This is a genomic window from Xanthomonas albilineans (assembly GCF_009931595.1).
Lineage (GTDB): Bacteria > Pseudomonadota > Gammaproteobacteria > Xanthomonadales > Xanthomonadaceae > Xanthomonas_A > Xanthomonas_A albilineans.
Genome location: NZ_CP046570.1, coordinates 2,382,271 through 2,407,804, shown reverse-complemented (window position 1 = coordinate 2,407,804; position 25,534 = coordinate 2,382,271). Strand labels below are relative to the sequence as shown.

Below are 25,534 nucleotides of genomic sequence, written 5' to 3'. Positions count from 1 at the left end.
ATGGCTGCGGCTCGCTCGGGCAACACCAAATCCGCTCGGACATCAGGGGCGAGAGGCGCCGCATCGGCCGGCGTTTGCGCGCCCGGGCCGCTACAGCCATTTCGCCCGCTTGAAGGCTAAATACAACCCCAGGCACACCGCGCCTACTCCCCCGACCATCAGCGGATAGGCCAGTGGCCAGTTCAGCTCGGGCATATGCTGGAAGTTCATGCCGTACCAACTGGTGATCAGCGTCGGCGCGGCGAGTAGGGCGGCCCATGCGCCGAGACGCTTGACCGTCTCGCCCTGGGCCAAGGTGACCAGCGATAGGTTCACGCTCAAAGCAGTGCCCAGCATCTCGCGCAGGGTGTCGATGGCCTCGTTGGTACGCACCGCGTGGTCGAGCACATCGCGCAGGTAGAGCCGCACTTCGTCGGGGATCAATGGCCCGGGATTGCGCTTGAGATGGGCGAGCACATCCTGCAACGGGGCCACGCCCAGCCGCATCTGGTTGAGTTCGCGCTTGAGTTCGTACAGGCGGATCGCGGTGTCGCGGCGATACGATTCGGCGAAGATGTCGCTTTCCAGGCGTTCCAGACTGTGCCGGAACGCGTCCAGGATCGGTTGGTAGTTGTCCACGATGTAGTCCAGTACCGCGTACAGCGCGTAGGACGGCCCCAACTGTAACAGCGTGGATTCGCGCTCCAGCCGTTCGCGCACCGGCGCATACGGCAGCGAGGCACCGTGGCGCACAGTCAGCAGAAAACGTGCGCCGAGAAAGGCGTGGGTCTCGCCGTAGACGATGCGTTCGTCGATCACCTGTGCCGTGTGCACTGCCAGGAAGAGCGAATTGCCGAACGCCTCGACCTTCGGGCGCTGGTGCGCCTTGCGCGTGTCTTCGATTGCCAGATCGTGTAATTGGAACTCGTCCTGCAATTGCTCCAGCACAGCGTCGTCGGGTTCGTACATGCCGACCCACACGAATCCATCGTCGCCGGCCAGCACGTCGCTGATCTGCGCCAGGGCGATGTCGTGGCGACGACTTTGGCCGTCGTAGTGCACGCAGTTGATGACGCAGGCGGGATTGCTGGGGACCGAAGCCATTAGGTGGGACCGTGCTTGGCGGAATCGTGCGGAAGGGTCAGGGCAACGCGCGCTGTCGGGTCAGCGCCCAGGCCAATGCCGTGTGGACTGGTAGCAGCAGTGCGATCCATTGCAGGTTGAATTGCGGCTGCAACATCGACAACCAGTGGATCAGCAGCGCGGCGCCGGCCAGTGCCGTCACCGTCCACAGCAGCACGGCGAACCAGCGCCCAGGACGACGGCCGCGCAGCAGACTCAGAGCGCCGAACAGCAGCGGCAGACACAGCGGATCCAGCAGCAGCAGATTGCGGTTACCCCACGCCGCGCGGTGTGCGCTGAAGCCCCACAAGTACAGCAACACGCCGCCGCCGAGCGCGCAGAGCAGCCAGAACGGCATGGCCAGCGTCGCCAACCAGCGCGGGCGTCGCCCCAGTGCCAGCACGCCCGCCGCAGCGGCCAGGCCGAGCAGCAGCCACGGCCACCAATGCCGTGCCTGTTCCGGTGGTTCCGGTGCCAGCCGTTGCGGGAGGAGCCGTTGGCGCGCCTGTACCAGTGGGCGGCCAGCATTGTTGTGGACCTCGTTCAAACTATCGGCCAGCCGCATCGGCACGAACGCCTCTTCCCAACGCGACAGCGGTTTATCTGCGAATGGTCCTAAACCCAGGTCGAACCCCAGCCACATCCATGGCGCCGGCGAGGCCAGTCGCACCGACTCGCTGCGGTAGGTGTTGCCGCGCGAGCGGCTGGCCAGTTGCGCGTGCAACGCGCCGCCCATGGCCTTGTCCAAGGTGTCGCGCACCATGGTGGCGCAGTTGGCGGTGTAGTAGTCGTAGCGGTAGCGCGCGTTCTCTGGTCGTGCCCGCCAGGCCAGCGCCTGTGCGAGCGCGCGTGCCTGCGCGGGAGGCAGGTCCAGCCACTGGATGTCCACCCCGCGGCCGGCCTCGCGGTACTGTGCCAGATCCTCCCGCAGCGGCAGCGCCATCAGGTAGTAGCGCATGTCGCCAGCGGCGAAGCGGCTGACGAAGTCCGGTTCGCTGGGGTCGAAAAAGCCGAAGTTGTATGAGGTGGCTTGGCCGGTATGCGGGTCCTGCACCACGAGTGCGTCGTGGCCGAAACGCTCGAAGAACACCTCGCCCGGCTGCATGGTGGCCACGCCGATGCGTGGTGTCGTGGTATCTGCGTTGGACGTCATCGGCGCGGCCCGGGGGGGCGATGGCGTCAGCGCGCTGGTCTGTGCGAACGTGAATGCAGAGCAGAGCGTCAGCAGTACGCTCAGACACACGTGCGGCCAGCCGCGTCGGTGCGCGCAAGGCGAGCGGAGCGTGTTCAAGCGGCTTCCTGTGGGTCGTGTGGCAGGATGGTGACGTGGAACGCCTGTACCCGGCGCGCGTCGGCGCGCGCCACGCGGAATACGAAGCGTCCCAGGGTCAGCTCCTCGCCGGTTTCGGGCAGGTGGCCGATCGCATCGGTGATCAGTCCGCCGATGGTGTCGTAGTCGTTGTCGGAGAAATCGGCGCCGAAGCGCTCGTTGAAATCCTCGATCGGCGTCAGCGCATCCACCACGTACTGGCCGTCGGCCTGTGCCGCGATCAGCGACGCCTCGTCCTCGGCATCGTCGTGCTCGTCGTCGATCTCGCCGACGATCTGTTCCAGCACGTCCTCGATGGTCACCAGCCCAGCCACGCCGCCGTATTCGTCGACCACGATCGCCATGTGGTTGCGCGAGAGCCGGAACTCCTTGAGCAGCACGTTGAGTTTTTTTGACTCGGGGATCAGCACCGCCGGACGTAGCAACTCGCGCACTGTGCCGGGGCCATCGTCGGCGACCACGCCGCGCAGCAGGTCCTTGGCCAGCAGGATGCCGAGGATCTCGTCCTTGTTCTCGCCATGTACGGGGAAGCGGGAATGGCCGGATTCGACCACTTGCTTCATTAGATCCAGGAAGCGTGCCTCCGCCGGTAACGACACCATCTGCGAACGCGACACCATCACATCGCCGACGGTCAATTCCGAAACTGACAGCGCGCCTTCCATCATGCGTAGTGTGTCGCTGGCGATCAGGCCATCGTGCTGGGCGTCGCGCAGGACTTCGACCAGCTCCTCGCGGGTGTGCGGATCGCCGGAGAACACCGAGGTCAGGCGTTCCAGCCAGCCGCGGCGTTTTTCGTGGGGTTCGGGAGAGGAGCTACTCGGGCCGTCTTCGGACATGTTCTGTTGGTATTCGCCTGATCGAACCGGCGTTGGACGGAAGTCTAACAGGGCCATCGCGAGCGCATTGCGACACGGATCGGCAGGCGCGCCAGCGCCTGGCGATTGGGGTTCAGCCCCCGCTGGGCGGCGTGTGCAGTACGTCCGGCGCCGGCGGCGCGCCCGGCACGTCGGGCAGATCCAGGCTGTAGCTGCACCCGGCCAGGGTCTTGCCCGGATGCGACTTCACCGTGGAGACGCTTAGGATGATCGACTCGATCATCGGCTCGCCGGTTTTGGGATCGTGGACGTCGCGGCTGAGCACTTCGCGGCCGAACATGGCCTTTTCCGGTGTATCCACCGCCGCTTCCAGTTTCAGTTGCTTGGCCAATGCTCGTGGATCGGGCAGGTCCAGGATCGCCATCACGCTGGCGCCGGAAAAGGCAATGCGGTCGGTGCTGTAGCCGTACACGTGGATCGGCCGTGCCAGGGCGTATTCGCTCATGAACAGGTTGGTCTGCGGCAATGGCCGCCATCCATGCGCCACGGCTTTCAGCGGATCGTCCAGCAGTGGCTTCAACGCCTCGAAATCGGCGACGTGCTTGTGGCATTCCAGCAGCGCCGGCAGGTCGATTGCAGCGCTGAACGTGGTGTCGGCGGCGGTGGCTGGCATTGCGCAACTGAGCGCGAGCAAAAGTAACGAGGAACGGATCGACATTGGGGATCTCGGGCGGCGAACAGTGAGCGACAGCGCCGCCGTCACGCTACCATCCATGCCGGTGGCTGACCAGCGCGCCGACATGGTGGCGTTGCTGGCAGGATGTCAGCGGATGTGCCGCCAGCTTGCACTGGCAGCCTTCGAACAAGCGCGGTGGTCTTGCCGCAACGCAATGGGGTGTCGGATCAACGCTCGCCGGCGTAGGGATCGGACAGGCCAAGTTCGCCCAGGATTTGGCGTTCCAGTTGCTCCATCGCCTCGGCCTCCTTGTCGTCCTCGTGATCCCAGCCGAGCAGGTGCAGCACCCCATGCACGGTCAGGTGCGCGTAGTGGGCATTGAGCGGTTTGCCCTGTTCGGCGGCTTCCCGTGCTACCACAGGTGCGCAGATCACCAGATCGCCGAGTAGCGGCAGCCTGATTCCCTTGGGTAGCCCATCGGGTAGTTCGGCTGGAAAGCTGAGTACATTTGTGGCGTAGTCCTTGCCACGGTAGTGCTGATTCAGAGCGCGGCCTTCGCGTTGGTCGACCAGACGGATCGCCAGATCCGCTTCGCGGATGCGTCCCTTCAGCGCCACCGCGACCCACTTGCGGAAGCTGGTCGCCGCCGGCAGCCCCACACGCGGCAGGGCGTAGCTGACGCCGACATCGAGACGGAGGGGGCCTTTGGTCATGGCGGAACGGCTGAGCAGCATGGACAGGAGACGACAGTATCGCGCCTGGGTTGTCGTGTCGCGACATTGGTGAACCGGGACATGAGCGATGAGCTGCGCTTTGGGGCGATGTTGAACTGCTCTGGGAAGTCGGGAGGCTGTTTGGTTTGAGTCATGCCGCGTTGGCGTAACGGCTTGTTGTCGAAACTAAGCTGCTTGTGCTGGCGGAATGCTCCCGATCAGTCTGGCAATGGGAAATTTCGGGGAATTTCACTAAGACAGATGCACTGGTTACCGCCAGATTTGGCTGGTCCAGGTTGGATTGCGATTGATACGAAAAAGGCCGGAAAGCCTGTAATTTCAGGACTTTCCAGCCTTGATCGCAACGTTCAGCACGTGAATATGGTGGAGCGGAAGGGGATCGAACCCTCGACCTTCGCATTGCGAACGCGACGCTCTCCCAGCTGAGCTACCGCCCCACATCAAGGCCATAGTCTAACTGGAGCCAAGGCCGCATGCCAAGGGGGAGGCGGCATCGCCTACAACGGTAGCGGGGCGGCCCAGGCGCTACGCATCGCGCTAACGGCATCTGCTTTGCTGGTGCTCTTTGTTTGCTAGAACTCCATGCATTTTATCGGCCGATGCCGATATACTGTCGTACTGAAATCTCCACGTGTGATTTCACCTTGACGGACGCCATTATTCCGTCCGTTCCAAACACTCATGACAGAAACAGGTATTTTCAAAATGACGGAAGTTCGCAACTTGCAACAAATCGCCGAAGCCAAGGCCAAGCTGCAAGAAGAAATGCGCAAGTTAGAAGAGCAGGAGAAACAGGCGCGCGAGAGTCAGACCAATGCTGCCCACGCCAACGTGTTGTCGCTGCTGGAGCAGTTCGCCGAGTTCTTCAACACGAAACAGCGCAACGAAATCGCTTCTTACGTCACCATTCCGGCGCCCAAGGTCACCAAGGCTGCCAAGGCTGCCAGTGGCCGTAGTGATGTCAAGCCGAAGTATCAGCTGCCGCATACCGGCGAAACCTGGTCCGGCCGTGGTCGCACGCCGAAGCCATTCGCCGCCTGGGAGGGTACCGCCGCGTATAACGAATGGAAGGCCCGCCACCCGGAGTTGAAGTTTCCGCTGTTCAAATATTGAGCTAGCCGCACAGGCCAGGGATGCCTGGCCTTATTATGCGCGGTCTTGATTTTCCGCAGGATCGACCGGGTGCGCCGGTCGGGTCGGGTCGGGTCGGTGCGGCTAGCGAGCGCCATCTAGCAGTGGTTGCAGCCGTGGTTCCAATTCGCGCCGACGCCAGCCGGCTAGGGGCAGCGGCCACTGGGCGCTCTCCAGTAGGGCTTCCAGATGTTTGCGCGAGGCGAGCAGGCCGTCGGGCAGGCCGAGTTCGGCGCTGCGTGTGGCGACCGCATCCTGGAGGCGCTTCAACGTCGCCTTGTGCCCGTCGCTGGAGGCCTGCGCCAGCGGCGCGTCCGCCTCGTCCGGCAATGGCGTGGTCAATGCTTGCCATAACGCATCGCCCAGCTTGCGTGGTGCTTGCGGATGTTTGTCGAGTAGTGCTTGCAGGCCCTGGCGATCGTCCGGTGGAAACCGTGCCAGCGTGGTGGCCAGTTCGTTGTCCAGGATCCAGCTGCGTGGCCTGTCGCTATGCCGGGCCTGCGCATCGCGCCAGCGTAGCAGGCGTAGCAGGCGCAGTTGCGCCGGACGTTCCATGAACTGTGCAGCGCGCATGCTCAGGTGCGGCCAGCGTTCGCCCTCCTCCTGCTCCACCGTGCCAAGCAGGCGTTCGCCGTCTTCTTGTAACCAGGTGCTGCGATCCAGCGCCTGCAGCCGTGCGTGCAATGTGTCGTGCAGCGCGAACAAGTGACGCACGTCGTCGGCGGCATATTCCAGTTGTGCGGGCGAAAGCGGGCGGCGCAGCCAGTCCGAGCGCGTCTCGCCCTTGGTCAGGTGGATGCCGGTGATGTCCAGAACCAGCTTCTGGTAGCCCATGCCGGCGCCAATGCCGGCCAAGCCGGCTGCGATCTGGGTGTCGAACAGCGGCCGCGGTAGCGTGCCGCAGGCACACTTGAACGTGACCAGGTCCTCGCTGGCGCTGTGCATGATCTTGAGGATGCCGGGGTCGCTCAGCCATGGCGCCAGCGCCTGCGGCATGCCGGGAATCAGCGGATCGATCAGCAGGATCTCCTCGGCTACCGCCATTTGCACCAGCGCCAGTTGCGGCCAGTAGGTGCGTTCGCGGACGAATTCGGTATCCAGTCCGATCCTGGCCGGTCGTTGCGCCAGACGCTCGGCCAGCTCGTTGGGATGCTTGATCCAATAAGGCACGTGATTTCCCGTTGAATGCAGGGTTTGCTCAGGCAGGCGAGAATAGCCTAACGTCGTCCCGCCGGTCGCACATGCGCCGGAGGCTTGCGTCACGAGGCCAATCTGTTCGGAGGATAAGGTGCGCACGAGCGGCGTGGTGATGGTCTGGATCCTGCTGGTGGGGATACTTGTGGGCTGTGCACGACAGACGTCCACGCCGATGCCTGCCGCTGCGTCGGCAGCACCGGCCAGGACAGTGCGTGCACCCAGTGTCACCGTCGGTGGCGAAGACGCCGCGCAGATCGTGGCGCAATGGCAACCACCGTTGCCGACGTTAGCACGCAGCGGCCTGGACCAGGCGCGGCGCGATGCCGCGCGTGCGTTGGCTGAGGACCATCTGTTCGAGGATGCGCAGGCGGCGATTCCGCTGTATCTGGCAATCCGGACGTTAGTGCCGAAGGATCGCGTCGCACGGGATGGCCTACGCAAGGCGCGACGGCGGTTGTTGCAACTCGGTGAGGACGCGCTGCGCGACCCGGAGCGCTCGGAGCCGGTGCTGGAACGCGTTGACCGCATCGCGATGGTGGCGCGCTGGTTGGATGCGGAGGATCCGGCGGTGTGGCGTCTGCAGCAGCGGTTCGAGACCGCATCGCGGGTGTTGGCCGATAACCGTGCAGGCGAGGACGACCTGCGCGCCGGTCGGCTCGGCGAGGACGGCAGTAGCGGGGCGCTTGCCAATTTTCGCGAGGCCCTGGAACTGGATGCCGATGACGCGCGTGCGCGGCAAGGCGTGGCAGCGGTGGAAAGCGCGTTGATCCGGCGTGCCGAGGTGGCCGCCATGGCATCGAATTTCGCCGCTGCCGATATTTGGTTGGCGCAGGCCGGGCGCGTGCGCGATGACGCCGTTACCGTTCACGATGCGCGCGAGCGAGTGGAACAGATGCGGATTGCGCGGATCACCGCGTTACGCGATGCCGCTCTGCGCGATCTGGTCACGCCGGCAGGCTTGAAAGCCGCGCGTGCGCGGCTCGAGGAAATGTTGCGCATCGCCGATCCTGGCGATCCGGTTGCCGCCATGCTGCGCGAACGCATCGATCTGGTTGCGCATTACGGTAGCTTTCGCCCTGGTCAGGTGTTCACCGACGCCATGCGCGGTGGCACGCGCGGCCCGCAGATGATCGTGGTGCCTCACGGTGGCTTTCGCATGGGTGCCGGCGAGACCGAGCCGGATGCCGCACCGAGCGAGATGCCGCAGCACTACGTGCGCTTCGAACGGGGGTTCGCCATGGCGATCACCGAGGTCACGGTGGCCGAGTTTCGCCGCTTTGTCGAGGCCACGCAGGTGCGACCACGCGCGACCCGGCGTGGCCACTCCACGGTGTACGACGAACGCAGCGGCAACTTTATGCGTCGCAGTGGAGTGGACTGGCAATCGGACTACAAGGGAGCGCGCGCGGCACCGAACAGCCCGGTGATCCACGTCAGCGTGCGCGATGCCGAGGCCTACGCGGCCTGGCTGTCGCAGCAGACCGGGCGCCACTATCGGCTGCCCAGCGAGGCCGAGTTCGAATATGCCTTGCGCGCCGGTAGCCAAGGTCGTTATCCCTGGGGCAATGCCGGCACGCCGCCGCGCGATAGCGGTAATTTCACCGGCATTGGCGATGTCTCTTCCAGTGGCCGACATTGGAAGAACGCTTTCGTCGGTTACACCGATGGATTCTGGGGGCCGGCCCCGGTTGGTAGTTTTGCAGCCAATGCTTGGGGGCTGCACGACATGGCGGGTAACGTCAGCGAGTGGGTTGCCGATTGCTGGCATGCTAGCTATCGTCGCGCGCCCGCCGATGGCGCGGCCTGGTACAACCCCGGTTGCCGCTCGCGGGTGGTGCGCGGCGGCAATTGGGCCAACGCCCCGGAGCAGACCCGTGCCGCGTGGCGCTGGATGCGGGATTCGGATAGCACCAGTGCCCGCGTGGGCTTTCGCTTGGTACGCGGTATTTGATCCTGTCTGACGCCGGTCAAGGGACGGTGTGCCGTCGCTTGGTGCCCGTCGCTGGCGGCTGCTTTGCGGCTGAAGTTCGCCGGTCGCTGCAAGGATCTGGATTTCGCTCCGAGCATCGCCATCACCCATTTTGGCAGCGAGATCTCGACACGGTTCGATGATGTGCTGGTGCTCGGTGGCGGTCCCACGACGATCCGTCTGCCCTGTCGGATCGAGCGCATCCGTCCGCTCGACGTCAAGGCGCTGCGGGCCTCAGAAAAGGCATTGCGCGAGGCCAATATGCAAGAGCGCACGCGTCCGGCTTCCGGGGGCTGAGCCACGGCGGAGGGGTGGACACACGGCGACTGCGGCGACCAGGGCGTTTGCCTCAGCCTTGCCTTGCTGCGGCGCTCAGGATTCCGGTCCCGGCGCGACATAACCTTCGGGCTTGGCGGCCCCGCCCTGGAACAGGAATTTTTCCAACTCCGCCTCCAGAAAGGCGCGATGTTTGGGGTCGCGCGGCGACAGGCGGTTCTCGTTGATCAGCATGGTCTGGTGTGCCAGCCATGCCTGCCAGCCGGCCTTGCCGATCTGCGCGAACACGCGCTTGCCGAGTTCGCCGGGGTAGGGCACGTAGTCGAGGCCCTCGGTGTCGCGTTGTTGGTATTGGCAGAAAACGGTGCGGGACATAGCGGTTCCTGGGGGTGCGTCGTGGCGTTGGTGCGTGGAGTGCATCACACGCGCTAGAGACCGTCGAGCAGTTTGCGGATCGGTGCTGGCAGGCCGAGCGCCGATAGCGCGGTACGTGCGACCCAGCGCAGGTCGTCATTGTCGCGCAGCGCATCGCGCAGGGCGACCTTGCGCAGGCGGAGTGGCTGCAGGTGCAGGCGGTAATGGCTGAAGGTATGAACGATGGGCGACAGCGGCTCGGCCGCGTCGAAGGCGCGGCCGCTGGCATGGCGGGCGAACCAGTCGCGCAATGCGCTTTCGGTCTCGGCCTGTGGCAACGTCCATAGCCCGGCCCAGATGCCGGTCGGCGGTCGCCGCTGCAGTAGCAAGTCGCCAGCGGCGTTCTCCAGCAGCAGGGCCACCGCCTCGCGTTCGGGCAGCGTCTTACCCGGCTTGGGCGTGGGCAGCGCATCGACCAAGCCATCGCGGCGCGCCACGCAGTCGTCCTGCAGCGGGCACAGCACGCAGGCCGGGTTGGCGCGAGTGCACAGGGTGGCACCGAAATCCATCTGCGCCTGGGTGTAGTCAGCCATGCGCCCATCGGGAACGGCACCGACATGGGCATGCGCCATCGCCCATAGCGGCTTCTCCACCGCTGGCAGACCCGGATAGCCAGCGATGCCGTGGTAGCGCGTCAGCACGCGCTTGACGTTGCCGTCGAGGATCGGAAAGCGGTCGTTCCAGGCCTGGCTGAGAATCGCGCCGGCGGTGCTGCGGCCGATCCCAGGCAGCGCGTTTAGCGCTTCGAAATCGCGCGGCAGCTCGCCGTCGTGAAGCGCTACGCAATGCTTGGCTGCGGCATGCAGATTGCGCGCGCGCGCGTAGTAGCCCAGCCCTGCCCATTGTGCCATCACCGCGTCGTTGTCGGCGGCGGCCAGTGCGGACAACGTGGGGAAGTGCGTCAGGAAACGCAGGAAATACGGAATCACCACCGCCACCTGGGTCTGCTGCAGCATGATCTCCGATAACCACACCCGGTAGGGGCTGCGTGGATGCTGCCACGGCAGGTCGTGGCGCCCATGGCGGTCGAACCAGGCGAGCAGGTGGGCGGCAAAGTGGTCTGCGGGCTGGTGCATCAGTGCGGGAGTGCTCTTTTTTCTCATCGGCAGAGGCTGCTGGCCGGTGCGCATGAGGCGCCAGGCAGCATGACGGGATTGCAATGGTGTCTGTATGGGCAGGGTGTTCTTGTTACAGGAGCGGTTCTCTGTAATCCAGCTCCGTGCAGCACAGCAGCGGCCAGCCGCCGGATCAGCCGCCCAGCGCCTCGGGCAGCAACGCGTCGACGAACGCCTCGGCGTCGAACACGCGCAAATCCTCGGGACGTTCGCCGATGCCGGCAAAGCGGATCGGGATGCCGAACTCGCGCGCCAGCGCGAACACCACGCCGCCCTTGGCTGTGCCGTCGAGCTTGGTCACTACTAGTCCGGTCACGCCGACCGCGGCATGGAACTGGCGTAACTGCGACAGCGCGTTCTGTCCGGTGGTGCCATCGATGACCATCAGGACTTCGTGCGGTGCGCTTGCATCCAACTTGCCGATGACTCGACGGATCTTGCCTAGTTCGTTCATCAAGCCGGTCTGGGTGTGCAGGCGGCCGGCGGTGTCGGCGATCAGGATATCGGTGCCGCGCGCCTTGCCGGCTTGCAGTGCGTCGAACGCCACCGAAGCGGCATCGGCGTTTTGGCCCTGCGCGATGACGCTCACGCCGTTGCGCTCGCCCCAAATCTGCAATTGCGCCACCGCCGCAGCGCGGAAGGTATCGCCGGCGGCGAGCATCAGGCTATGGCCTTCGTCCTTGAAGCGCTTGGCCAATTTGCCGATGGTGGTGGTCTTGCCGACGCCATTGACGCCGACGGTCAGCACCACGAATGGTTTAGCGTTGGGGTCGATCTGCAATGGCTTGGCCACGGGGTGCAGGATTGCCAGTAGATCGGCGCGCAGCGCGCGCTGCAGCGCCGTGGCGTCGGCGAATTCGCGCGCCTTCATGCGCTTGCGCAACTGCTCGATCAGTGCGGTGGTGGCGGGGATGCCCACATCTGCGGTGATCAGCGCGGTCTCGATTGCGTCGAGTAGGTCGTCGTCGAGTTTTGGATTGCGCGAGAACAAACTCCCCACGCTACGCGCGAAACTGCTGTTGCGCAGACGCTCGCGCCAGCCCGGCTTGCCCGCTGGCGCGGCGGGCAGGGCATCGCTGCGCACCAGACCATGGTCGGCTGTTGCTGCGGTGGTCGCTACAGGAGGTATCGGCGTAGTGGCTGGCGGGGGCGCGTCAGCGTGTGCTGGCGGAGCCGATGTCTGCGGTGGTTCGGCAGGCGGGGGAGCGATGGCGGCGGCCGTTATCGGCGCCGCCTGTTCCGTCGGGTTGGGTGTTGGCGCAGATGGTTCGGCGCCGGCGGCAGGTGCCGCGCCAGCGGGCTTCGGGAAGGCGGCAGCCAATTCCTCGGTACTGTAACGTGGCGTGCGGCTTTCGCCAGCGTTGTCCTGGGGCTTGTTGCGGCGGAATAGGCTGACCATGGATGACGCGTTGGGCGGAAACGGCTCATGCTACCACTTGCAGCCGATAGGCCTTGCGCGGCGCTGCGTCGGCGCATGGTGGCACGTTGGGTTTTCCCTGGGCGTGCGGTATTTCTGGTCTTGCGTGGTTGCGGTGTTCCTTGTGCATTGCGGTCGAGCACGGCCCGCAATTTCATGCTCAACGTCCTCGGGCATCTCCCACTACCACCTACAGCCTCATGACCAGCCCCTGCCCTTGCATCTGCGCCGCGCGCTGGGCCTGCATCGCCTGCTCGGCGAGCCGCTGCTGCTCCACGCTCTGCAATTGCTGGCTAGCCTGGGCCACGTCCGGCGCTTGCGTCAGTTGCGGCGCATCGATGCGCGCCCATAGCTGTCCGTGGGATTTCGCCAGGTAATTCGGCGTCTGAGTCGTATGGCCTTGCGGCATGTCCAGATAGATCTTCTCAACTTCGGTATGACCAAACTTGCGCGTCTCCACGACGACTTGTGCCGCATGGCCGTCCAACTGCTCCGCATCCGGCACGGGACGGCCCCAGCGTTCGTGCGCATCGGCGATGGCATCACGCGCCTGTTCGAACAGCGCATGACTCGCGTGCGCTGGATGGCGCATATCCTCGGCGGTGATCGCCACGGGGGCGATGGCACGGCTTGGCGGCGCCGGTGCATGGGTCGCTTCCCGTACCCGCCAGGTGGTGGCGGCATGCTGCTCGGGCGATTGCGCTAACGCTTGCTGCGGATCGATCCGCAGCACCTTGCTCTTCTCGTACACCGAGAACGGATTTTCGTAGGCCAGCAATGCGAGGCGGTGTTGTTGCTCGCGCGCTGCCTGCGCTTGCTGTTCCTGCTGCTGCAGTTGCGCGATCCGCGCCTGCTCATGCATGTCCACGGTGGCCGGTTTTTCATGGGCCGGGTTGCTGTGAGCCGGTGGCTGTTGTGTCTGCCGGTGTGCTTGCGCCAGGTGCGCCGCCTGCTGCTGCGCCTGCCGTATGTGTTCCTGGCGCTGCTGGAAGGCGTGGTCTTCCTGCTGGCCCGTGTGCCTGTCCATGGCCGGCGGCGGCATGGACGCGGCAGCAGCGGATGATGATGAAGAGGAGGAAGACGTATCCGCGTTCGTCGATGTGGGAGGGATCGACGCTGCTGGCGCGCTGTGCTGGAACCACTGCCCCGGATGCATCAGCGTGTCGTAGGCTTGCCCGGCGGCGTGCTCGACCGCGTCGATGCCGGGCGAGACGATGTATTTGATCCCGTCGTATGCTTGCCCAACGGCCTGTCCGGCGGACGAATGTGCGGCGGACTGCGCGCCATGATAGAGATCGACCGCCTGATTCACGACATTGGTCCCTGCCGCCTGGACGTCAGGATCATGGATGGCCCGCTGTGCCGCTTCGGCAACATGGTGCGCCCCCTGTTCGACGGCGTTTTTCGCCCACTCGAATTGATCGCCGACATAGCGGCCCGCAGCATCTGCAACTCGCCCGTGCAGATGCGCTGCTTCGCCCGCCGCCAAGCCGACCAGCGACGCCGTGGGGTTCAATGGGAAAGCCGCGACGCCCGCCCGATGCGCCGCCGAGGCCATGCGCTCGTCCACGTCGTGTACCGCATGGCCAACCGAACGCGCGGCATCGCCGGCATCGTGCAAACTGTGTGCTGTACTCTGCACGTGCGCGTTATGTTCGATGGCCTCGCGCAGCGGCGTGTCCAAGTTCAACGCCAGGTATTCGTTCACCTGCCGCTGGATATCCGCTGGCAGGTGGGTTTGGTCAGGGTGCGCGCGCATCTGGCGTAGCGCCTGGGACAGTTCGGCACGTTCGTGCGACACATCCCAGGTGAAATGCTCGAAGGCCGCTTGGTGGTCGGCGTAACGCTGCGACGCTTCGCTGAAATGATGCGGGGCCAGGACGTTGTCCGGACTTTGGCTGCCGAAGTGCTGGGCACCGCCGTGGTCGCCCAATCGCATCGCCAGCAGGACATTCGGGGGCGGCGCACCGACGGGCGCATCCAGATACCGGCCAGCGCGCAGGCTCTGCACATCGTCATGACTGGCCAACGGCACCATGCTGCCGACGTGAGGACTGGCCGCGCTCACCACATCGCCGGCCATGCGGTAATTGGTGACGTGGCAGCCGGGCTGCGGCGCGCCATCGGTCACCCCCTCGCGCCGTAGGCGTTGTAGGTGGAGCCGGCCAGGCCGTATTTGGCCGCCTCGATCTGCGCCAGCGCGCCGCCGAGAGAATGGCCGGCGACGGTCACGTGGTCTTTGGGGATACCTCGTGCGGCGGCCTTGGCGAGCATCTTTGCCGTGAACGCATCGGCGGCGGCTTTTTGCGGATTGACGGCGTCGCGCACCATCGTGGCATCGACAGCGATGTCCTGGAGGGTGGTGAGCGCATGCTGCGCTTTTTCCGCCTTGGTCTCGCCTGAAAATAGACCTGGGTCGGTGCCGCGATAGGCGATGATGATCCGATATGGCTTCTCCGCAGTCTGATATGCCGTCGCGTGGAAACCGCTGATAGGATCGTTCGCGTAGCCGAAGATGGTATATTTCGCATTACTTAGATATATATAATCTTGACTGTCGACATCGCTCTTCGAACGATTGATATACGAATTAACAGCAGCGTCAGCACGCGCTTGATCAGTAGGCTTCATGGCCTGGCTTCCTTGACAGAGATGGTGACTTGGAAGTGAGCATCTGGATGCTGAAGAACCTCATCGTCGTCTCCCACAAGGGTTTGAGCACCATACTCAACGAGATGCCGATCCCCATATGAGCTTTTCTTGAAGTAGTAGACCTCCTGACTTTCTCGCAGCAGTTCCACCAACATACCGCCCCAACCGAACGTTACGCCTTGCCCTTTTGCGCTGACACCTACACTCGTGACATCCCAGTGGCACACGCCAAGCTTGAAGTAGTCCTCATCGAGCAAGGCGTCGCGATAGAAATACCCCTTCCACGTGTGATCGTCCACCTGTGTCATGGGAACATCGAGTCCAGTATTAGGCGTCTGCCGCACACCAACGAACGGCATCATCGGCACGCATTTTTCATTGATGACGTCATACCCGATGTACCCCTTGATCGAATCCCACGGCCCCGGAGCATGTGAGGTGGCAATCACTTCGTAGCGTTTGACCGGGTGCGGATTGAGGTGACCGGTGGCGCCGTCATTGCCGACATCGATGCCTTTGGAGCAACCCGCAGCGGTCAGGGCCAGGGGCATGATGGCGGTGGCGGCAAGGTGGTGCAGTTTCATCGGATCGTCCTCGGGGGGATGGGGCGCGGATGCGGCGGCAGGCCGGTACGGCCACGGCGCGGGTTTACGCTTGGGTTCCACCGGCAATCCGCCGGGTGGCAGCGGCCCCAGCTCGGCGCGCACCCGCGCATTGATGATCGCCATATCGCGCAGCAGCTGCAGATCGTGCAGCGGATCGCGCACCTTGAGTTTGCGCGGACGATAGGGATTGTCGCTGTGATCGTCTTGATCGTCGGTGTCCTGGCTCATCGCGCGTGACCTCTCCTTTTGATTTTGACCAAGCCTCCCCACTGCACTTGCGATCTTACGCCACAGGGCCGATGCCGCCACGGCCTGACCTGCCCATGGGGTCGGCGAGGCCATGGCAGGCGGTACTCATGGTCTGGCGCCCTCCCGGCCAGTGGCGCGACAGGGTTCATGAGCGCGACTACGGCGCCCGCCCGCTGCGCCGCCGAGGCCATGCGCTCGTGCATGGCCTGCACGGTACGGACGACTCAGCAACAACGAAACCCGTTCTTGCCGCCGTAGCGCGCTTCCTGGCGCTCGCGAAAGAAGGTCTTGTAATCCATCGGTTGCTGCTCTGGATGTTTCTCCAGCATGTGCCGCACGTAATTGTCGTAGTCGGGAATGCCGCAGCACAGTCGTGCGGTCTGCACCAGTCGCCGCCACAGTCGGCGGTGTGCTTGGTAGTGGCCGACGGGAACTAGATCAGTACGCATCACATATCCGCCATTTGGTGTGGTTGTAGTGCAACGTAGGGAGTTTCGCGGTCGCTGCGCTGCGGGTTGCGGCGTGCGGCGAGGATGGTCTTGATCGAGTAAATCAGGATCGCGAACACCACGCACAGAAACAGCACCGTCAGCCCGGCATTGACGTAGGCGTTGGTGACGATCTGCTGCATCTGCGCCATCGATGTGGCCGGTGCGGTGAGGGTGCCGCTGGCAATGGCGTCGCGGAATTTGTGCGCTTGCGTCAGAAAGCCTTGCGTGGGGTCGGCGTCGAAGAGTTTGATCAGCCCGGCGCAGGTAGTGCACAGCAGCAGCCATAGTGCCGGGATCAGGGTGACCCAGGCGTAGCGGTCGCGCTTGAGTTTGAAGAGCACCACCGTGCCCAGCATCAGCGCGATACCGGCCAGCATCTGATTGGAAATGCCGAAGAGCGGCCACAGTGTGCGAATGCCGCCATACGGATCCTTGACCCCGGTGTACAGCAGATAGCCCCACAGCGCCACGCAGCCGGCGGTGGCGAGTATATTGGCTCCCCACGATTCGGTGCGGCGCAGCGCCGGTACGAAGTTGCCGAGCAGGTCTTGCAGCATGAAGCGGCCGGCGCGGGTACCAGCGTCGACTGCCGTGAGGATGAACAGCGCTTCGAACAAAATCGCGAAGTGGTACCAGAAACCCATCATGTTCTCCCCCGGCAGCAACCGGTGCAGGATCTGCGCGATGCCCACCGCCAAGGTCGGCGCGCCGCCGGCACGGGCCAGGATGCTGCTTTCGCCGATGTCGTGCGCGGTGGCCTGAAGGACGTCCGGGGTGATGCTGAAGCCCCACTCGGAGACCTTGGCCGCGACCGCGATGGTGTCGTGGCCGACCATCGAGGCCGGCGCGTTCATCGCGAAGTACACGCCGGGCTCGATGATCGAGGCGGCGACCAGCGCCATCACCGCGACGAACGATTCCATCAGCATGCCGCCGTAGCCGATGTAGCGCATGTGGTTTTCGTTGGCGAGCAGCTTGGGCGTGGTGCCGGAGGCGATCAACGCATGAAAGCCGGACACCGCGCCACAGGCGATGGTGATGAACAGGAACGGGAACAGGCCACCGGCCCATACCGGGCCCATGCCGGTGTGCGCGTAGGCGGTCGTCGCCGGCATCTTCAGCGCGGGCATCACCACCACGATGCCGATGGCCAGGGCGAGGATGGTGCCGATCTTGAGGAAGGTGGACAGATAGTCGCGCGGCGCTAGCAGCAGCCACACCGGTAGCACCGAGGCGACGAAGCCGTAGCCGATCAGCAGCCAGGTGACCTGCATGTCGGTGAAGGAGAAGGCCACGCTCCAGACCGGGTCGGCGGCGATGCGACCGCCGAACCAGATCGCCGCCAGCAACAGGATCAGCCCGACCACCGAAATCTCGCCGATCTTGCCTGGGCGCAGGTAGCGCATGTACACGCCCATCAGCAGCGCGATGGGCATGGTCGCGATCACCGTGAACATGCCCCATGGGCTTTGCGCCAGCGCCTTGACCACCACCATCGCCAGCACCGCCAGGATGATGATCATGATCAGGAAGGCACCGAACAGTGCGATGGTGCCTGGAATCTGGCCCATTTCCTCGCGTACCAGATCCCCGAGCGAGCGACCGTCGCGGCGGCTGGACAGGAACAGCACCATGAAATCCTGCACCGCGCCGGCCAGCACCACGCCCACCACCAGCCACAACAGGCCCGGTAGGTAGCCCATCTGCGCGGCCAGCACCGGCCCGACCAGCGGCCCGGCACCGGCGATGGCGGCGAAGTGGTGGCCGAACAGCACGTGCTTGTTGGTTGGCACGTAGTCCAGGCCATCGTTTTTGAGCACAGCGGGCGTGGCGCGGGTAGGGTCGAGCCGCATGACCGTGTCGGCGATGAAGCGGCTGTAGAAGCGGTAGGCGATCAGGTAGATCGAGACGGCGGCGACCACGATCCACAGTGCGTTGATGGGTTCGCCGCGGCGCAGGGCGAGCGTGCCGAGACAGAACGCCGCTAGCACGGCGAGTGCGGCCCAGGCCAGTTTGGAAACCGTTTTCATGCGGCGTATGCTCCTCGAGGATGCGGCAAGCGTCGCCGCGATGCTGCGCGCGGTCAAGGCCGGCAGTTGGTATTTCGCGCGCACCTGTATGCGGCCGCGACACGGGCACGCCGACCGGCACTGGCCGTGTCGGCATCTGCGCGATGGAACGATGGGTTGCGCCGATCGCAGTTGGCCGGTGCCGTGGTCGCTCCCATAGTGGTGACTTCCCCAGCGAGATCGCCTGCCATGACCGACACTTCCACTACCGAACCGGCGCGCATCCTGCGCACGATTCGCGGCCATGCCACCGCCGATGGCGATGGGGTCAAGCTGACCCGCGTGATCGGTGGCGCCGAACTGCCCGAGCTGGATCCGTTCCTGTTACTGGACGAATTCGGCACCGACCGCGCCGAGGACTATATCGGCGGCTTTCCCAGCCATCCGCATCGTGGTTTCGAGACGGTCACCTACATGCTCGATGGGCGCATGCGGCATAAGGACAACCACGGCAACGAGGGTCTGTTGACTCCGGGTAGCGTGCAGTGGATGACCGCTGGTCGCGGTCTGGTGCATTCGGAGATGCCGGAACAGGAGTCCGGGCGTATGCGCGGTTTCCAATTGTGGGTGAATCTGCCGGCCCGCGAGAAAATGACCGCGCCGCGTTATCAGGAGTTCGCGCCGGAGCGCATTCCGCTGATCCAGCCGGCCGCGGGCGTGACGATCAAGGTCATCGCCGGCCAAATCGGCGAGGTACATGGGCCGATTGCACAGCCAGCCACCGATCCGTTGTATCTGGACATCGCGTTGGAGGCCGATGCGCGCTGGTCGTACCTGCTGCCATCCGGGCACAACGTCTTCGCGTATATGTTCGAAGGCGCTGCGGTACTGGGTGTGGGAGCGGAGACACGGCCACTGTCGGCGCAGACCTTGGCGGTGCTTGGCGGTGGCGATCTATTACAGCTCCAGGCTGGCGAGCAGGGAGCGCGTCTGATCCTGGTGGCAGGACGGCCCTTGCGCGAGCCGGTGGCACGGCATGGGCCGTTCGTGATGAACACGCGCCAGGAGTTGATGCAGGCCTTCGTGGATTTCCAGGAAGGGCGCTTCTGAGCGCAGGATCCGCGTTGTCGCTTTACCGCAGCGCCAGGCCGATCCGCTTGGCCGCTGTCCTCAGTGCTCCAGTGCTAGGCTGGCCTGATGCATGTCCAGTGCTTGCACCAGCCCTTGCAGTTTCTGTAGTTCCTGCGCATCGCCGGCATCGATCCATACCTGTGCGAACTGGCCTTTTTTCAGTTCAATAATGGCGATCCGGCGCGAGGCCAGGCCGGGTATCTCGGCACCGCCCACGTCGGGTCGGTACCATTGGACCATCTCGCCGCCGATGCTGCCTTTTTCCTCGCGTAGCGTGCGCGACAGCGGAATGTGCGGGTCGTGCGCGGTGAGCATGATGCCCAGCACCTGGCGGCCATCGGCGGTCGCCGCCCGACAGACGATGAGGCCTTTGTCGCTGCGCTCGTTCCACTGCAGGCTGGCCTGCGGCGGCAGTTGCGGGCAGTTCTGGGCCTGTTGCGCCAGCACGGTGGTCGCTTGCAGCGCGACGGCCACCGTCAGAAACACGTTGCACACGATTGCAAGCTTCATTTGCGATGTCCCCATGGGTCTTGGTGCGACGGTTCCGGTTTTTGCGTGCACGCCAATCACGCTCGCTTACAGGGTTTCCCCATGCGATGCGCGATTGCTGTGTATCCCCCCGTTGGCGCGGTGCATGTCCCGGTGCGCGGCCCCCGCTTGGCGCCAGTGTAGTGCACGATAGCCCAGGCGGCGCTGGCTGACGATTCGCATGCGACGCAACAAGGTGAACACACGTGCGTCTGCCTCAGAACAAGCTCCCGGCTGTCCCGGTATGCACGGTGACCTCGCCACGGCGCGAGGCCAGCCGGTCGGCCAGCCGGGTCGGTTCCGGTAGGCGGTAGCCGCGCAGATAACGCTGGGTCCAGTGCAAGGCGCTGTCTACGCTCACGCGATGTCCGGGCGAAACGATCAAGGGATTGCAGCGCGCCTTGCTGCGCAGCGCCCAGCCGACCACCTCGCCGCGATGCAGGATCGGGCTGCAGTCGCCGGCTTGCGCACCGGGTGCATCGAAATGGCCGGCCAGCGATTTTTTCGCCACGCCGATGCTGGGTAGCCCGGTGACCACACCGAAATGCGCGGCGATGCCGAGCCGGCGCGGATGGGCGATGCCCTGGCCGTCGACGAAGACAAGATCCGGACGCTGTCGCAGCAATGCCAGCGCGGCCAGTAGCGCTGGCAATTCGCGGAAGCTCAGCAGGCCGGGAATGTAGGCCATCGTGGTGGGCACGCGGGCGATCTCGGTCTGTCGTGGTTGTAGCGTGTGTGCGTCGAGCAGCACGGCGGCGGCGCGGGTGATGCGGCCCTCGTCTTCGAAACCGACATCGACGCCGGCCAACCAGCGCGGTGGATCGGTGACCTCGTCGTGCAGCCGCACCTGCCGTGCCAGTGTCGTTTGCATGGCGCGCGCCTGCGCGATGCTGCCATCCCAGTCGCCGAATACCGCAGAGTTTCCAGACATTTGCATGTGCACATGCTGACAGCGTGGGCGTTGCCGCGCTGTGGATGCGCCTGGGACGCGGCTTGTGGGGGCGTCGCCTATGGGGGCAGCACCATGGCGACGGCACCGGCTTGCGTCATGCCGTTACAATCCGTGGGTAATGTCCTGTCTTTTCCTCTCACGGAGACCGTCGTAGTGACCCGTAAACTCGTACTGTTGCGCCATGGCCAGAGCCAGTGGAACCTGGATAACCGTTTCACCGGCTGGGTGGACGTGGACCTCACCGAGCAAGGCCGTCAGGAAGCCGTGGCCGCCGGTCGGCTGATGCGCGAGGAGCGGCTGCAATTCGATGTGGCGCATACCTCGATGCTCAAGCGCGCCATTCACACCTTGCAGGGGGCGCTGAACGCGCTGGATCAGGATTGGTTGCCTGTACACAAGAGCTGGCGCCTCAACGAGCGGCACTATGGCGGCTTGCAAGGCCTGGACAAGGCCGAAACCGCCGCCAAACACGGCGAGGAACAGGTCAAGATCTGGCGCCGTTCCTACGATATCCCGCCGCCGCCGATGGATGCCGCCGATCCGGGCCACCCGCTGCACGACCGCCGTTATGCCACACTCGACCGCAATGCGCTGCCGGCTACCGAGTCGCTGGCGAGCACGCTCGATCGCGTGCTGCCGTACTGGCACGATGCCATCGCGCCGCAACTCAAGGCTGGACAGACGGTGCTGGTCACTGCACACGGCAATTCGCTGCGCGCGCTGTACAAGTATTTGAACGCGGTCTCGCGCGAGCAGATTCTCGAACTCAACATCCCCACCGGCATCCCGCTGTTGTTCGAACTGGACGACGCCTTGCAAGTGCGCTCCTACCGCTATCTAGGCGACCCGGAAGCGGCGAAGCGTGCCGCCGAGGCAGTGGCCAATCAGGGCAAGGCGAAGTAACAACCAAGCCGTCGTGTCCACGCGCACAGGTGCCGGTGCGCGTGGAGCTTGGAGGTGCTGCGAGCGCGTCGCGCGCTGGTCGCCGGCCTCAGCCTCGCTGCCGGCGTCCACCCACACCTGCATCTGGCCTTTTTGTGCTGGTTTGTGCTGGCAGGATCGCGTTGGTGTGTGTTTGACCTGCGCGCCCAGCGGCGGCGCGCAGAGGCGTTTGACGTTGGCTTGTGACGTGGACGTGCGTGACGCTTTTCACCACCGTGGCGACCATCTTCTCGGCCGAGTCGCCGAGCAATCAGCGCGGCGACAGTGCCGTCAGCAAGCCGCGCGCGGCATTGAAGCGCTCGCTCGACTCCGGTAGCGGCAGTTTGAGCTTCAACTTGTCCGGGCCGTCCATCGCGTACAGCTTGGGCTGTTTTTGGATCATTTGCAGGATGGTCATCGGATCGATGTTGGGCTTGCTCTCGAACACCAGCCGCCCACCGTGTTCGCCCAATTCCAGTTTGCGGATGCCCAGCGCATTGGCTTGCAGTTTCAGTTCGGCGATCGCGAACAGATGCTTCACCGGCTCTGGTAACAGGCCGAAGCGGTCGATCATTTCCACCTGCAGTTCACGCAGGCCATCGCCATCGCGGGCGCTGGAGATGCGCTTGTACAGGGTCAGGCGGGTGTGTACGTCGGGCAGGTAGTCGTCCGGGATCAATGCCGGCACGTGCAGTTCCACTTCGGCGCCGCGCGTGTTCTCGCCGCTGTCCAGATCCGGCAGCTTGCCCTGGCGGATGCTGCGCACCGCGCGTTCCAGCAGTTCGGTGTACAGGCTGAAGCCGACTTCGGCCATCTGCCCGCTCTGGTCTTCGCCGAGCAATTCGCCGGCACCACGGATTTCCAAATCGTGGGTGGCCAGGGTGAAACCGGCGCCGAGTTCGTCCATCGAAGCGATCGCGTCCAAGCGCTTTTGTGCATCGGCAGTGATGCTGCGTTGATCTGGTACTAGCAGGTAGGCGTAGGCGCGATGGTGCGAGCGACCGACGCGACCGCGCAATTGGTGCAATTGCGCCAGGCCGAAACGGTCAGCGCGGTTGATGACGATGGTGTTGGCGTTGGGGATGTCGATGCCCGATTCGATGATGGTGGTCGACAACAACACGTTGAAGCGCTGTTTCTGGAAGTCCAGCATGACGGTTTCCAGTTCGCGTTCGGGCATCTGCCCGTGGGCGATACCGATGCGCGCCTCCGGCACCAGCACGCTCAATTCGCGCTGCATGCGCCCGATGCTTTCCACGTCGTTGTGCAGGAAGTACAACTGGCCGCCGCGCGCCAACTCGCGCTGGAAGGCTTCGCGCAGCAGCGCGTTGTCCCACTGAGTGACGAAGGTCTGCACCGCTAGCCGATTCAGCGGCGGGGTGGCGATGATCGATAGATCGCGCAGGCCGGCCATGGCCATGTTCAGTGTGCGCGGGATTGGCGTGGCAGTCAGGGTCAGCAGGTGTACGTTGGCGCGCAGTGCCTTCAGCGCTTCCTTCTGGCGCACGCCGAAGCGTTGCTCTTCATCGACGATGACCAGGCCTAGATCCTTGAACCTGACGTCCGCTTGCAACAGGCGATGGGTGCCGACGATCACGTCGATGGTGCCGGCGGCGACTTTCTCCAACTCGGCCTTGATTTCTTTAGTGCTCTTGAAGCGCGACAGCACTTCGACCTTGAGTGGATAGTCAGCAAAACGGTCGCGAAAGTTGCGGTAATGCTGTTCGGCGAGCAGTGTGGTCGGCACCAGTACCGCGACCTGTTTGCCGGCGCTGGCCGCAGCGAAAGCGGCACGCACCGCGACCTCGGTCTTGCCGAAGCCGACGTCGCCGCAGACCACGCGGTCCATCGGCTGGCTGCTGGCCAGGTCGCGCAGAGTGGCTTCGATGGCGGCCAACTGGTCGGGGGTTTCTTCGAATGGGAAGCCGGCGGCGAACGGCTCGTACATCGCGCGGTCCACTTGTAGTGCCAGACCTGCGCGGGCTTGGCGCCGCGCCTGGATTTCCAGCAGTTCGGCGGCGACGTCGCGGACCTTTTCGGCGGCTTTGCGTTTGGCTTTGGCCCACTGCTCGCCGCCCAGCGAATGCAACGGCGCGGTCTCGGCCGAGGCGCCGGAGTAGCGGCTGATCAGATGCAGCTGGGCCACCGGCACGTACAGCCGGTCGCCCTTGGCGTATTCGATTTCCAGAAACTCGCCGGGCATGCCGCCGGCGTCGAGCACGATCAGCCCACGGTAGCGACCCACGCCGTGGTCCTCGTGCACGATCGGTGCGCCTTCGGACAGCTCGCCGAGGTCGCGGATGATCGCTTCCGGCTCGCGCCCGACACGGCGGCTGCGCCGCGGTTGGCTGGCGCGCTCGGGGAAGAGTTGGCGTTCGGTCAGGACCGCGATGCGCGGCTGCTCCAGCGCGAAGCCGCCGTCCAGCGGTGCCACCGCGATGGCGAAGGCGGGGCCGGTCGTGGCGGCGAACGCGGCGAAGTCGGCCAGCACCTGCGGCTTTAGATCAGCGGCGGCCAGCACTTCCAGCAGCGCTTCGCGTCGGCCGGGCGAATCGGCGGCGATCAGCACGCGCCCTTGGTAATGTTCGAGGAACTGCTTCAGCGCTGCGGCCGGCGCGGCGTCCTTGGCGGCCACCGGCAGCGGCGGTAGCGGTTGGTCGCCCAGCGTCTGCGCCTCGTCGATGCGCGGATGGTCTGCCGCGCGCACCTCGATGCGCGCCAGCGTGTTGAGCCGTTCGCGCAGTGTGTCCGGCGTCTGGTACAGCTCCTCGGGGACAAGGAGTGGCCGTTCCACGTCGTGGCGGCGTTGTTCGTAGCGTGCCTGGGTCTGCGCCCAGAATGCATCGGCAGCGGCACCCACTCCTGGTGCGATCAACGGCAGCACGCGCTCGCCCAGGTAGTCGAACAGGGTGGCGGTGGTATCGCGTGCGCTTGCGCCGGTGCCGCGCGATTCCTGGAAGAACAGCGGCAGGTAGTATTCGATGCCCGACGGTGCCAGCCGCGCTTTCAGGTCTTGGTAGAGTGCGCTGCGCCGGGTGTCCACGTCGAAACGCTCGCGTAGCGTGGTCAGCACCCGCTCCACGCTGGCATCGTCCATCGGTACTTCGCGCCCGGGCAAGATCTGCACCGTATCCACGTGGTCTAGGGAGCGCTGCGATTCCGGGTCGAATGCGCGGATCGAATCGATGTCATCGTCCAGCAGTTCGATGCGCAGCGGTGCGTCGGCGCCCATCGGGTAGACGTCGAGCAAACCGCCGCGCACGGCGAAGTCGCCCGGATCCATGACCTGCGGCACGTGGCGATAGCTGGCGCTTTCAAGCCGTCGCTTTTCCGCGTCCAGATCCAGGCGTTGGCCCACGCGCAGGTCGAAACTGCCGCCGACGATGTAGCGCAGTGGCGCCACCCGCTGCATCAGCGTCTGTACCGGCACCACGACGATGCCCTGTTGCAGGGTCGGCAATCGTTGCAGCGCCGCCAGGCGTTGGCTGACGATGTCCGGATGCGGGCTGAACTGGTCGTAGGGCAGGGTCTCCCAGTCGGGAAATGGCACCACTGGCAGAGGCGTGTCGCCGCCTAGCAGGGTATGCAGGTCGCCCTCGATCTGGTGTGCACTGTGGTTGTCGCGCGCGATCACCAGTAATGGTCCGCGATGCGCGGCGGCGGCGCAGGCGATGTGCCAGGCCAGCGCGGTGGAGGAGGCGGGTGCGCGCCAGTGCGCGCGGAGCTGACCGGACTTGGGCAGCGGCGGAACGGGGAAGGAAATAGACGGCATCGGCTGTCGAGTTTAGCAAAGCCATGGGCGAGAGCCGGTGGCTTTG

23 protein-coding genes and 1 tRNA gene are annotated in these 25,534 nt (G+C 64.8%); 6 read left to right on the top strand and 18 right to left on the bottom strand.

Translation table 11 applies throughout. The features are described 5' to 3' along the window. Positions 1–90: 90 nt before the first annotated feature. The 6 genes from XaFJ1_RS10105 to XaFJ1_RS10080 all read right to left on the bottom strand — a co-directional run bounded on the left by XaFJ1_RS10105 (position 91) and on the right by XaFJ1_RS10080 (position 5,096). Positions 91–1,083, bottom strand: a complete 993-nt coding sequence (locus XaFJ1_RS10105; RefSeq protein WP_012916571.1) for a magnesium and cobalt transport protein CorA — start codon at positions 1,081–1,083, stop codon at positions 91–93. A gap of 37 nt (positions 1,084–1,120) precedes the next feature. Then, the gene (locus tag XaFJ1_RS10100; RefSeq protein ID WP_012916570.1) at positions 1,121–2,392 is read right to left on the bottom strand and encodes a lipoprotein N-acyltransferase Lnb domain-containing protein; all 1,272 of its coding nucleotides are present in this window, start codon (positions 2,390–2,392) and stop codon (positions 1,121–1,123) included. Further along, on the bottom strand, positions 2,389–3,270 hold the full coding sequence (locus tag XaFJ1_RS10095; protein ID WP_012916569.1) for a CorC family transporter: 882 nt from the start codon (positions 3,268–3,270) through the stop codon (positions 2,389–2,391). Before XaFJ1_RS10095 ends, XaFJ1_RS10100 begins: the two co-directional genes overlap by 4 nt. 112 nt (positions 3,271–3,382) lie before the next feature. Continuing rightward, positions 3,383–3,967 (bottom strand): hypothetical protein, encoded by a 585-nt coding sequence (locus XaFJ1_RS10090; protein WP_012916568.1) that lies wholly within the window; start codon positions 3,965–3,967, stop codon positions 3,383–3,385. A 185-nt stretch (positions 3,968–4,152) separates the two neighbouring features. Next, a complete protein-coding gene (gene ybeY / locus XaFJ1_RS10085) occupies positions 4,153–4,638 on the bottom strand; it encodes an rRNA maturation RNase YbeY (protein WP_012916567.1) in 486 nt (161 codons plus the stop codon). Positions 4,639–5,020: 382 nt separating this feature from the next. Continuing rightward, a tRNA-Ala gene (locus XaFJ1_RS10080) sits at positions 5,021–5,096 on the bottom strand. Positions 5,097–5,364: 268 nt separating this feature from the next. Here XaFJ1_RS10080 and XaFJ1_RS10075 point away from each other — a divergent pair. Then, entirely contained in the window at positions 5,365–5,772 is a 408-nt protein-coding gene (locus XaFJ1_RS10075; protein ID WP_012916566.1) for an H-NS histone family protein, read from the top strand. Positions 5,773–5,874: 102 nt separating this feature from the next. Here the strand turns inward: XaFJ1_RS10075 and rnd are convergent, their stop codons facing one another. Further along, entirely contained in the window at positions 5,875–6,960 is a 1,086-nt protein-coding gene (gene rnd, locus XaFJ1_RS10070) for a ribonuclease D (RefSeq protein WP_012916565.1), read from the bottom strand. A 118-nt stretch (positions 6,961–7,078) separates the two neighbouring features. On the opposite strand from rnd, the gene XaFJ1_RS10065 reads away from it, so the two are divergent. Together XaFJ1_RS10065 and XaFJ1_RS10060 are read left to right on the top strand one after the other, a co-directional pair. Continuing rightward, a complete protein-coding gene (locus XaFJ1_RS10065; RefSeq protein ID WP_012916564.1) occupies positions 7,079–8,938 on the top strand; it encodes a formylglycine-generating enzyme family protein in 1,860 nt (619 codons plus the stop codon). 63 nt (positions 8,939–9,001) lie between these two features. Further along, the gene (locus XaFJ1_RS10060; protein ID WP_012916563.1) at positions 9,002–9,253 is read left to right on the top strand and encodes a DUF6491 family protein; all 252 of its coding nucleotides are present in this window, start codon (positions 9,002–9,004) and stop codon (positions 9,251–9,253) included. A gap of 75 nt (positions 9,254–9,328) precedes the next feature. Here XaFJ1_RS10060 and XaFJ1_RS10055 read toward each other — a convergent pair whose 3' ends face one another. From XaFJ1_RS10055 to XaFJ1_RS10025, 8 genes are all read right to left on the bottom strand, one after another. Next, positions 9,329–9,607 (bottom strand): oxidative damage protection protein, encoded by a 279-nt coding sequence (locus tag XaFJ1_RS10055; RefSeq protein WP_012916562.1) that lies wholly within the window; start codon positions 9,605–9,607, stop codon positions 9,329–9,331. Between the two features lie 53 nt (positions 9,608–9,660). Beyond that, positions 9,661–10,722, bottom strand: coding sequence for an A/G-specific adenine glycosylase (gene mutY, locus XaFJ1_RS10050; RefSeq protein WP_045757336.1), 1,062 nt, complete (start codon positions 10,720–10,722; stop codon positions 9,661–9,663). Between the two features lie 172 nt (positions 10,723–10,894). Then, positions 10,895–12,160 (bottom strand): signal recognition particle-docking protein FtsY, encoded by a 1,266-nt coding sequence (gene ftsY, locus XaFJ1_RS10045; protein ID WP_012916560.1) that lies wholly within the window; start codon positions 12,158–12,160, stop codon positions 10,895–10,897. 208 nt (positions 12,161–12,368) lie between these two features. Further along, the gene (locus XaFJ1_RS10040; protein WP_012916559.1) at positions 12,369–14,309 is read right to left on the bottom strand and encodes a hypothetical protein; all 1,941 of its coding nucleotides are present in this window, start codon (positions 14,307–14,309) and stop codon (positions 12,369–12,371) included. Next, on the bottom strand, positions 14,306–14,809 hold the full coding sequence (locus XaFJ1_RS16200; protein ID WP_012916558.1) for a Tle-like phospholipase domain-containing protein: 504 nt from the start codon (positions 14,807–14,809) through the stop codon (positions 14,306–14,308). The genes XaFJ1_RS10040 and XaFJ1_RS16200 overlap by 4 nt, the downstream gene beginning before the upstream one ends. After that, positions 14,806–15,663: a hypothetical protein gene (locus XaFJ1_RS15905; RefSeq protein ID WP_012916557.1), complete on the bottom strand. Its 858-nt coding sequence runs from the start codon at positions 15,661–15,663 to the stop codon at positions 14,806–14,808. The genes XaFJ1_RS16200 and XaFJ1_RS15905 overlap by 4 nt, the downstream gene beginning before the upstream one ends. A gap of 245 nt (positions 15,664–15,908) precedes the next feature. After that, a complete protein-coding gene (locus XaFJ1_RS10030; RefSeq protein WP_012916556.1) occupies positions 15,909–16,133 on the bottom strand; it encodes a YbdD/YjiX family protein in 225 nt (74 codons plus the stop codon). Then, a complete protein-coding gene (locus XaFJ1_RS10025) occupies positions 16,133–18,205 on the bottom strand; it encodes a carbon starvation CstA family protein (protein ID WP_012916555.1) in 2,073 nt (690 codons plus the stop codon). The genes XaFJ1_RS10030 and XaFJ1_RS10025 overlap by 1 nt, the downstream gene beginning before the upstream one ends. Here XaFJ1_RS10025 and XaFJ1_RS10020 point away from each other — a divergent pair. Then, positions 18,204–18,404, top strand: coding sequence for a hypothetical protein (locus tag XaFJ1_RS10020; protein ID WP_045756928.1), 201 nt, complete (start codon positions 18,204–18,206; stop codon positions 18,402–18,404). The genes XaFJ1_RS10025 and XaFJ1_RS10020 overlap by 2 nt on opposite strands. 29 nt (positions 18,405–18,433) lie before the next feature. Next, positions 18,434–19,294 carry a pirin family protein gene (locus XaFJ1_RS10015; protein ID WP_012916554.1) on the top strand — a complete coding sequence of 287 codons (861 nt, stop codon included), beginning with the start codon at positions 18,434–18,436 and terminating at the stop codon, positions 19,292–19,294. 60 nt (positions 19,295–19,354) lie between these two features. On the opposite strand, the gene XaFJ1_RS10010 is transcribed toward XaFJ1_RS10015, so the two are convergent. Together XaFJ1_RS10010 and nfi are read right to left on the bottom strand one after the other, a co-directional pair. Then, positions 19,355–19,825: a hypothetical protein gene (locus tag XaFJ1_RS10010; RefSeq protein WP_012916553.1), complete on the bottom strand. Its 471-nt coding sequence runs from the start codon at positions 19,823–19,825 to the stop codon at positions 19,355–19,357. 235 nt (positions 19,826–20,060) lie between these two features. Beyond that, the gene (nfi, locus tag XaFJ1_RS10005; protein WP_012916552.1) at positions 20,061–20,774 is read right to left on the bottom strand and encodes a deoxyribonuclease V; all 714 of its coding nucleotides are present in this window, start codon (positions 20,772–20,774) and stop codon (positions 20,061–20,063) included. 174 nt (positions 20,775–20,948) lie between these two features. Between nfi and gpmA the strand changes: the two genes are divergently transcribed. After that, positions 20,949–21,698 (top strand): 2,3-diphosphoglycerate-dependent phosphoglycerate mutase, encoded by a 750-nt coding sequence (gene gpmA / locus XaFJ1_RS10000; RefSeq protein ID WP_012916551.1) that lies wholly within the window; start codon positions 20,949–20,951, stop codon positions 21,696–21,698. Between the two features lie 289 nt (positions 21,699–21,987). Here gpmA and mfd read toward each other — a convergent pair whose 3' ends face one another. After that, positions 21,988–25,488: a transcription-repair coupling factor gene (gene mfd / locus XaFJ1_RS09995; RefSeq protein ID WP_012916550.1), complete on the bottom strand. Its 3,501-nt coding sequence runs from the start codon at positions 25,486–25,488 to the stop codon at positions 21,988–21,990. Between the last annotated feature and the right edge of the window lie 46 nt (positions 25,489–25,534).

What these genes read in the sequence shown, in the direction of transcription:
- XaFJ1_RS10055 (WP_012916562.1), bottom strand. Translation starts at nt 9,607, where the DNA reads ATGTCCCGCACCGTTTTCTGCCAATACCAACAACGCGACACCGAGGGC.
- XaFJ1_RS10090 (WP_012916568.1), bottom strand. Translation starts at nt 3,967, where the DNA reads ATGTCGATCCGTTCCTCGTTACTTTTGCTCGCGCTCAGTTGCGCAATG.
- XaFJ1_RS10015 (WP_012916554.1), top strand. Translation starts at nt 18,434, where the DNA reads ATGACCGACACTTCCACTACCGAACCGGCGCGCATCCTGCGCACGATT.
- XaFJ1_RS10025 (WP_012916555.1), bottom strand. Translation starts at nt 18,205, where the DNA reads ATGAAAACGGTTTCCAAACTGGCCTGGGCCGCACTCGCCGTGCTAGCG.
- XaFJ1_RS16200 (WP_012916558.1), bottom strand. Translation starts at nt 14,809, where the DNA reads ATGAAGCCTACTGATCAAGCGCGTGCTGACGCTGCTGTTAATTCGTAT.
- XaFJ1_RS10095 (WP_012916569.1), bottom strand. Translation starts at nt 3,270, where the DNA reads ATGTCCGAAGACGGCCCGAGTAGCTCCTCTCCCGAACCCCACGAAAAA.
- XaFJ1_RS10105 (WP_012916571.1), bottom strand. Translation starts at nt 1,083, where the DNA reads ATGGCTTCGGTCCCCAGCAATCCCGCCTGCGTCATCAACTGCGTGCAC.
- XaFJ1_RS10030 (WP_012916556.1), bottom strand. Translation starts at nt 16,133, where the DNA reads ATGCGTACTGATCTAGTTCCCGTCGGCCACTACCAAGCACACCGCCGA.
- XaFJ1_RS15905 (WP_012916557.1), bottom strand. Translation starts at nt 15,663, where the DNA reads ATGAGCCAGGACACCGACGATCAAGACGATCACAGCGACAATCCCTAT.
- XaFJ1_RS10075 (WP_012916566.1), top strand. Translation starts at nt 5,365, where the DNA reads ATGACGGAAGTTCGCAACTTGCAACAAATCGCCGAAGCCAAGGCCAAG.
- ftsY (WP_012916560.1), bottom strand. Translation starts at nt 12,160, where the DNA reads ATGGTCAGCCTATTCCGCCGCAACAAGCCCCAGGACAACGCTGGCGAA.
- nfi (WP_012916552.1), bottom strand. Translation starts at nt 20,774, where the DNA reads ATGTCTGGAAACTCTGCGGTATTCGGCGACTGGGATGGCAGCATCGCG.
- mutY (WP_045757336.1), bottom strand. Translation starts at nt 10,722, where the DNA reads ATGCACCAGCCCGCAGACCACTTTGCCGCCCACCTGCTCGCCTGGTTC.
- XaFJ1_RS10010 (WP_012916553.1), bottom strand. Translation starts at nt 19,825, where the DNA reads ATGAAGCTTGCAATCGTGTGCAACGTGTTTCTGACGGTGGCCGTCGCG.
- ybeY (WP_012916567.1), bottom strand. Translation starts at nt 4,638, where the DNA reads ATGACCAAAGGCCCCCTCCGTCTCGATGTCGGCGTCAGCTACGCCCTG.
- XaFJ1_RS10020 (WP_045756928.1), top strand. Translation starts at nt 18,204, where the DNA reads ATGCGGCGTATGCTCCTCGAGGATGCGGCAAGCGTCGCCGCGATGCTG.
- mfd (WP_012916550.1), bottom strand. Translation starts at nt 25,488, where the DNA reads ATGCCGTCTATTTCCTTCCCCGTTCCGCCGCTGCCCAAGTCCGGTCAG.